Origin of the sequence: Methyloceanibacter superfactus (assembly GCF_001723305.1) — a bacterium.
In the GTDB taxonomy this organism is placed as follows: Bacteria; Pseudomonadota; Alphaproteobacteria; order Rhizobiales; family Methyloligellaceae; genus Methyloceanibacter; species Methyloceanibacter superfactus.
On the sequence record NZ_LPWF01000030.1, the window covers coordinates 132,640 to 139,081 of the forward strand.

At 65.1% G+C, this 6,442-nt stretch carries 9 protein-coding genes; 4 read left to right on the forward strand and 5 right to left on the reverse strand.

All coding sequences use genetic code 11. The features are described from left to right. Positions 1–57 precede the first annotated feature (57 nt). Both AUC69_RS12925 and AUC69_RS12930 read right to left on the reverse strand, forming a co-directional pair. A complete protein-coding gene (locus tag AUC69_RS12925) occupies positions 58–255 on the reverse strand; it encodes a hypothetical protein (protein ID WP_069442505.1) in 198 nt (65 codons plus the stop codon). Between the two features lie 27 nt (positions 256–282). Beyond that, a complete protein-coding gene (locus AUC69_RS12930) occupies positions 283–570 on the reverse strand; it encodes an HU family DNA-binding protein (RefSeq protein WP_069442506.1) in 288 nt (95 codons plus the stop codon). Between the two features lie 245 nt (positions 571–815). Here AUC69_RS12930 and AUC69_RS12935 point away from each other — a divergent pair, with 245 nt between their 5' ends. Next, on the forward strand, positions 816–2,453 hold the full coding sequence (locus AUC69_RS12935) for a serine hydrolase (RefSeq protein ID WP_069442507.1): 1,638 nt from the start codon (positions 816–818) through the stop codon (positions 2,451–2,453). Positions 2,454–2,469: 16 nt separating this feature from the next. On the opposite strand, the gene AUC69_RS12940 is transcribed toward AUC69_RS12935, so the two are convergent. Then, positions 2,470–3,699 carry a D-alanyl-D-alanine carboxypeptidase/D-alanyl-D-alanine-endopeptidase gene (locus AUC69_RS12940; RefSeq protein ID WP_141700790.1) on the reverse strand — a complete coding sequence of 410 codons (1,230 nt, stop codon included), beginning with the start codon at positions 3,697–3,699 and terminating at the stop codon, positions 2,470–2,472. 23 nt (positions 3,700–3,722) lie between these two features. Then, a complete protein-coding gene (locus AUC69_RS12945) occupies positions 3,723–3,956 on the reverse strand; it encodes a hypothetical protein (RefSeq protein ID WP_069442508.1) in 234 nt (77 codons plus the stop codon). Between the two features lie 256 nt (positions 3,957–4,212). On the opposite strand from AUC69_RS12945, the gene AUC69_RS12950 reads away from it, so the two are divergent. From AUC69_RS12950 to AUC69_RS12960, 3 genes are all read left to right on the forward strand, one after another. Further along, entirely contained in the window at positions 4,213–4,827 is a 615-nt protein-coding gene (locus tag AUC69_RS12950) for a hypothetical protein (RefSeq protein ID WP_141700791.1), read from the forward strand. 23 nt (positions 4,828–4,850) lie between these two features. Beyond that, the gene (locus tag AUC69_RS12955; protein WP_069442510.1) at positions 4,851–5,318 is read left to right on the forward strand and encodes a hypothetical protein; all 468 of its coding nucleotides are present in this window, start codon (positions 4,851–4,853) and stop codon (positions 5,316–5,318) included. Positions 5,319–5,562: 244 nt separating this feature from the next. Next, a complete protein-coding gene (locus AUC69_RS12960; RefSeq protein WP_069442511.1) occupies positions 5,563–5,808 on the forward strand; it encodes a hypothetical protein in 246 nt (81 codons plus the stop codon). A gap of 7 nt (positions 5,809–5,815) precedes the next feature. Here the strand turns inward: AUC69_RS12960 and AUC69_RS12965 are convergent, their stop codons facing one another. Continuing rightward, complete coding sequence (locus tag AUC69_RS12965) at positions 5,816–6,043, reverse strand: hypothetical protein (RefSeq protein ID WP_069442512.1); 228 nt, start codon at positions 6,041–6,043, stop codon at positions 5,816–5,818. Between the last annotated feature and the right edge of the window lie 399 nt (positions 6,044–6,442).

Consider the following 6,442-nt stretch of genomic DNA (forward strand, 5'->3'; position numbering starts at 1 on the left):
CAGACGGAACCGCTCTCATACCGGCGGACCGCGCCGCCGTCGAGCCCGTCTGCCGCGTTAGCCCTTACCCAACAGCGTCTCGCGCTCCTTCAGGAGCGCGTCCAGCTTCGCTTGCTGATCGGCAATGCGATCGGCATTGCGCTCTTCGTCGGCCGCGCCCGAATAGGCGGCGGCCTGCTCCGTGAGCTGGCGGAGATTGTCTTCGACAATCTGAATACGGCGTTCGATCTCCGCCAGCGCTGCTTCGTCTGTCATGAGGTTGACCTGCTCGTCTGCGTCGCTCTAGAGCGCGTCTTTGGCGGCCTTCACGGGGCGAACCTTGAGCATCTTCCGGGCGGGCTTCGCCTTGAACACGGTCGGCTCTTTGGTGAAGGGGTTGATGCCCTTGCGTGCCTTGGTGGCGGGCTTCTTGACCACGACGAACTTGGCGAAGCCGGGCAGGAGAAACTCGCCGGTCTTCTTCATTTCCTTGTAGCCCACGCTGGCCAAAGACTCGAGAACGGCCTTCACGTCCTTCTTGGCCAGCTCGAGGTCGTCGGCGATTTTCTGAATCAGTTCGGATTTCGTCATGCGATTCGTCCTTCCAAAAAGAGAAAGCCCTACACCCTAAGCGGCTCCGGCTCCATCCAATCACCCCTCACGCATGGCCGATTCGAGAGCAATTGTCTGCACCGAAGCTCATGATGCTGTTGATTTCCTTAAAACCCGATCCGGTCCGGGAAGGCATAAATAAGGGCGATTCCGGCGTCTGGGAGGCTTTGCTCCGCCCAGCGTCTTGGTGAATAGTGGCCAGCGCCAATTCTCGGAGACAGTCCATGCCGGTTCAGCCTGCGTCAAATTTCAAGCGCTCATCGGGGTCGGTTCGCCGCTGGGCCTTTGCTCTGCTGTGGGGCGCGAGCCTCGCGCTCGCCTTGTCGCTTGCCCCGGCACATGCGGAAGACGCGGATAAATCGCTCCTCAAGGCGCCGGTGTCGCCCGTGCCGCCTCTCTTCACCGAAGAGGCGATCGGCACGGCCAAGGCAGCTCTCGACGGCATCGTCGAGCGCGCCATGACGCGCACCGGCCTCCCCGGCGCTGCCGTCGGCATCGTCTACAAAGACAAGGTGATTTACGCTAAGGGCTTCGGTCTGCGCGAATTGGGCAAGTCCGGCAAGATCGATCCCGGCACGGTGTTCTTGCTGGCATCCGTGTCGAAGCCGATCGCCTCGACCATCGTCGCCAAGCTCGCGGGCGACGGCACCGTCAAATGGAACGACACCGCGAAGAGCTACAATTCTGCTTTCGCGCTGAACGATCCTTACGTCACCGAGAACGCCACCATCGCCGATCTGATGTCGCATCGCAGCGGCTTACGCACCGGCTCGGGCGATCTGCTCGAAGACCTCGGCTTCGACCGCACCTACATCCTGTCCCATCTCGATCAGCAGCCGCTCGACCCGTTCCGGTCGACCTACCACTACAGCAATTTCGGCTACACGGCCGGCGGCATCGCCGCCGCGGTGGCCGCCGGCGAGACGTGGGAAAACCTCGCCGACGAAGCGCTGTTCAAGCCCGCCGGCATGACCACGGCCAGCTATCGCCACGCCGACTATCTCGCCCATGATGACCGCGCGCACATCCACGCACGCCTGCCCGATGGGACCTGGGCGGCGAAGTACGATCGCAACGCAGACGCGGAAGCGCCTGCCGGCGGCGCCAGCGCATCGCTCAACGACATGCTGCGCTTCACCCGCCTTCAGCTTGGCGGCGGCACGCTCGACGGTAAGGAGATCGTCAAGGCGGAGGCGCTTGCGGCGCCTCACGAGCCGCAGATGATCCCCGGTCCGCCGCGCTCGCCTGCGGCGCGCGCCGGCTTCTACGGCTTCGGCTGGAACGTCTCCTATGACGACGAAGGCCGCGTGCGTATCGGCCATTCCGGCGCGTTCAATCTCGGCGCCGCCACCAACGTCACCTTCATGCCGGGCGAGGATCTCGGCATCGTCGTACTCACCAACGGCCGACCCATCGGGGTGGCCGAAGCGATTGGCGCGGCCTTCCTCGACGTGGCGCAAAACGGCCGGGAGACCGTGGACTGGGTCGGTTTCCTCGGCGCCGTGTTCGAGCAGATGGACGCAGGCGAAGCGCCCGAGGTGGATTACACGGACGTGCCCGCCAGCCCGAAGCCGGCGCAGGACCTCGCGGCTTATGCGGGCCGCTACGGCAATTCCTATTACGGTCCGCTCGATGTCGCGGCCGACGGCGGCAAGCTCTCCATGTCAATGGGGCCGCAAGGCGCGCCCACCACGTTCGCGCTCACCCATTTCGACGGCGACACGTTCTCATTCGAGACCATCGGCGAGAACGCCAACGGCCTCGCCGGCGCGATCTTCACGCTCGGTGAGGACGGGCGGGCGATGAAAGTAGTGCTCGACTATTACGACCGCACCGGGCTCGGCACCTTCGTGCGGGAGTAGGCGAGCGCAACCGTGGCTACAGCCCGCGCTCGATGGCCTTCAGCACCCGATAGCGCAGCGTGCCGGTGTTGCCGCTGAGCGCGATCACGAAGCGCACCCGTCCGTGATTGGCGGTATCGGCGTAGCCTGCCAGCGTGCGCACACCGCTCATCGTGCCGGTCTTGTATTTGGAGCCGCGGCCACCCTTGAGCAGGCCGGCATGGGGCTCGAAGAGATCGAGCACCTTGGCGAGACCACGCGCCGTGAAGCGTGTGTCCCGGCTGATGCCCGAGCCTTCCTCGAGGTGGATGGCCTCCGCGAGACCGTGCGCGGCGAGGCTCTCGTTCGCGACCTTGAGCGACTTCTCGAGGCTCACGGGCCCGCCCAGGCGCTGCGCGCCGATCTCCAGGAAGACCTGGTTGGCGATGTAGTTGTTCGAGCCGAGCAGCATCTGCGTCAGGACTTCCGACAGCGTGCGCGATTGATTGTGCACGTAGACCGGCTCCAAGCCCTGCGGCACCGATCCGACCGTGATCTCGCCCTTCACGCTGCCGCCAGCCTGGTCGATGAACGCGGCGATCAGCTCGCCCGCATAGAGCAAGCTCACCGTTGGATCCTGGGCGAGACTGATACGGCTGCGGCCCTTTGGACCGCGGGCCCGGAACTGACTGATCGCCAGCGGGGTAATCGGCGTCTGCTTCTCCGCCGAGCGGACACTGTTGCCGCTGCGTACGGCGTGGATCGTGTTGAAGTTCACGGCAAGCGCCGAGTTCAGCGCGTCATAGGCCTCGTTGGTGTCCTCGATGCCCGGGATACGCAGGTCGGCGGGAAAATAGCTCGAGTCGAGCACGATGCCGGTGATCGGCTCCTTGCCGATCGCGGCGACCAGCTGGGGGGCGAGCAGGGCCAGCTCCTCGGAGATCAGGAAGGGATCGCCGCCGCCCTGCACATACAGCACCCGGTTGCCGTCCAGGTAGAAGCGGGTCTTGAACCGGTAGTCGCCGCCGAGGACCTCCATCGCCAGCCAGGCGGTCACGATCTTGGTGACGGAGGCCGGCACGAAGGGCTTGTCGGCATTTTGCGCGACGAGCTCGTTGCCCTTGTCGTCCATCACCAGAACCAGCCCCGACGGCGCCAACGCCTTGACGGACTTCGCCGCGTCGGCCAGCGCGGGCGCGGGCAGCAGAAGCAGGGCGAGAATGAGAAAGCGCGACCACATGGCGGCCACAGCCTGACGGATGATCGTCAGAACGCAAGTTACATTCATCTCAATGTCACGTGCCTCGCCCTTTACTGACCCCGGCATTTGAAGAAGCCCCTATTCATGAAGCGCGGGTTGTACATGAAGGGCGGCGCCGTCTTGACGCACTTCTTTTTCGCCTGGGTGCTCTTGGCCTTCTTGTTCTGCTTCTTCACCACGCCGGAGTCCTGAGAATTCGACGCGGCTTCCGCCAGCCCCGGACCGGCAACGGCCAGCAGCAAGGCTGCGATCATCAGGCGGGCAATGGCTTTGCGCATCGTCATGGTGCACCTCTTAAGGCTTGGGCCGCGGCCGTCAGGAACGGACGTCTCGATTCCCTCGAAACATACACCGCGCCGCCCCTCTCACGGAACCGCTCCCGCGATCCTAGCCCGGCTTTGCGCTGCCTCGACAACGGTCCGGCTTTGCTGTTTTATTTGCCCTCACCCCCGAAGGCCGCCGAGGGAATTGCGGCTTTTCGTCGATGCGAAGAAGTAAGCGAGTAGAGCGTTCTGGGTCGAGCACCCGAGGGGGAGAACCTTGAGACAGGGCCTCGGCGCCGGCGCATTGGCGGCCACCATGGTGGCGATCGTCGCCTTCGCGGCGGAAGCATCGCCGCTCATGACGGGCCGCTCCCCGTCCGCGCCGATTTCCGCGCAGATCTCCCTGCTCCATCGCGTGCTGATCTACGCCAAGGAAGGAACCCAGAAGCTCATCGACGGGCGCTGGAATCTCAGCCAGGCGGAATCGAAGCTCGGCATCACGCTGTCCGCCGACGAGACCGACCAGCTCATGGCGTGCACGGGGAAGATCGTGTGCAGCAACCGCGGCGACGAGATCTTCGCGTCCGCGGCGAGCGTGCTGCGGCCGGATCTGCTGGTGACGGCGAAGCACGTCTTTGCCAAAGGCAGAGGCGGCGCCGTGTCGCCCGGCTGGTGCAGCTTCCGCAGCTTCGCCCAGCGAAACACCGCCATTCCCATCGTCATCGAGAAGGACCAGCGGAAGGGCTACTTCCTCAACAACGAGGATTTCATCGTCGTTCGCCTCAAGCGCGCATTGAAAGGCTGCAATGGCTTCGCCCTGAACAAATCCGATTCGTCCCTGGCCGAAGGCGACGAGATCTTCTCGGCGACGGCTATCAGCGCCGGAGCCTGAACAAGCTTTCGAGCCGGGAGCCGGTGCTGGCGAAGGGCAAGATCAGAAGCGTCTCCAGCGGCATGTTCGGCGGAGCCCCCTTCTACTACGGCGAGATCGACCTCGACGAAGGCGGCTCGGGCGGCGCGGTGTTCGGACTGAAGGACGGACGGCCGGTTCTGGATCGCGAAGGCCGCATCGTCCTGAGAGGCATCTTGGTGGCCCACGGACCCAATGCGCGGGACGGCAAGCCCTATAGCGAAGAGCGGAACTACACGATCATCATCGGCCTGCAGAAGCAGTTCAGGGACTTGGTCGAGGGCAAAGCGCAACGGCCGCCGGTCGGCGTCGAGCAGGCGCTTTGTCACGAGGGCGAGGTGCCCAAGATCGATGTGCTTTCGGATTCCGTTTCCGTGCCGCCGGAAACGCTCGCGCCGGCTCTCCAGCAAGATGCTTGCGGCGGCGAAGCGGGAGACGCGGGCGCAACTGCACGAAGATCGCCAAGGAGCTGAAACAGCTCGCCAAGCGCATGGAAAGCTTGACCCCGGCACCGCGCGGCAAAGGCAAGCGCGAGTTCCGGCTGCGGAACGGCACGAGCTGTCCGATCTGCTTCACCTATAATCGGTGCAACGAGTACGGATGTTGGGACGAAGTGGTGCGGGCGAGCGGCAAGTCCACGCTGTTCGCCGGCGTGAGCGAGCGCGCGCCCGTGATCAAGAACCCGCGCTTCTGCGCTTCGGGACAGCTCCTCGCCGATTGGCGGCCGCCACTTCCGCCGAAAAGGCCCGCGCCCCGCCACCGCTGCCGTCGCGGAAGCCCGCGCCCGCGCTCGCCAACATCGCGGCCGCGCCTGCTTTCGCCGCCGAACCCGAGGCCATGGTCCCGACCACAAAGTTCCTGGCCGCGCAGCAGAAGGCGAAGCGCGACGGCGTTTGGACGTTGACGGCGGACGACATCCGCGGCTTGAGCCTGGAGCAGATCACCGCGCTGCGCGGCTACTAGCTTCGCCTCAAGTATCGGCTTTCCGCCGGATGTCGATGGACGCGAAGCCCAGTTGGCTTGCTTGCGTGTGCAGCCATTTCACCGCGTCGGCCTCCTTGGCGAAGACCTCGGACTCGCCTTCCCGCGAGAAGACCTCCCCCGGCTGCAGCGTGCGGAACGACGCACGCCATGCGTAATCGTAGCGCTCGACGAAGCCGATGAACTTGCCCCGGCTCTTTGGCTCCTCGTCCCCCAATTCGCCCTCCTCGCGCTCGCCGGCCCACCGCCGGAGAGGATCGATCTCTCCCTTCTAGCAGCCTCGGCCGCCCGTTTCACGCCCGGCCCGGAAAACTTGGCGTGCAATATCGTTGCCGCCGCGTGGATCGCGCACGGCGACTGTCAAAGAGCGCTCCCATGGCTCCCGGAAACTCATCCCCCGAGGGGGGTGGCGCGCCGCGTGGCGCAGAACCTTTAGGCGTCCGCGGGCTTTGCGAGACCCGCGGCGGGCGCTAGCGGCGCGCCACATCCGGCGATATTTTATGGCCCCCTTCCGCACGGCTTCTCACCAGTGGCACAGGCGCGCAGATCGTTCACGCACCTCACCCGACGACCCACGCGTTACAGCGCAGGTGGGCGGAGCGGGGACCCCCGAGGC

What these genes read in the sequence shown, in the direction of transcription:
- AUC69_RS12925 (WP_069442505.1), bottom strand. Translation starts at nt 255, where the DNA reads ATGACAGACGAAGCAGCGCTGGCGGAGATCGAACGCCGTATTCAGATT.
- AUC69_RS12930 (WP_069442506.1), bottom strand. Translation starts at nt 570, where the DNA reads ATGACGAAATCCGAACTGATTCAGAAAATCGCCGACGACCTCGAGCTG.
- AUC69_RS12935 (WP_069442507.1), top strand. Translation starts at nt 816, where the DNA reads ATGCCGGTTCAGCCTGCGTCAAATTTCAAGCGCTCATCGGGGTCGGTT.
- AUC69_RS12940 (WP_141700790.1), bottom strand. Translation starts at nt 3,699, where the DNA reads ATGAATGTAACTTGCGTTCTGACGATCATCCGTCAGGCTGTGGCCGCC.
- AUC69_RS12945 (WP_069442508.1), bottom strand. Translation starts at nt 3,956, where the DNA reads ATGACGATGCGCAAAGCCATTGCCCGCCTGATGATCGCAGCCTTGCTG.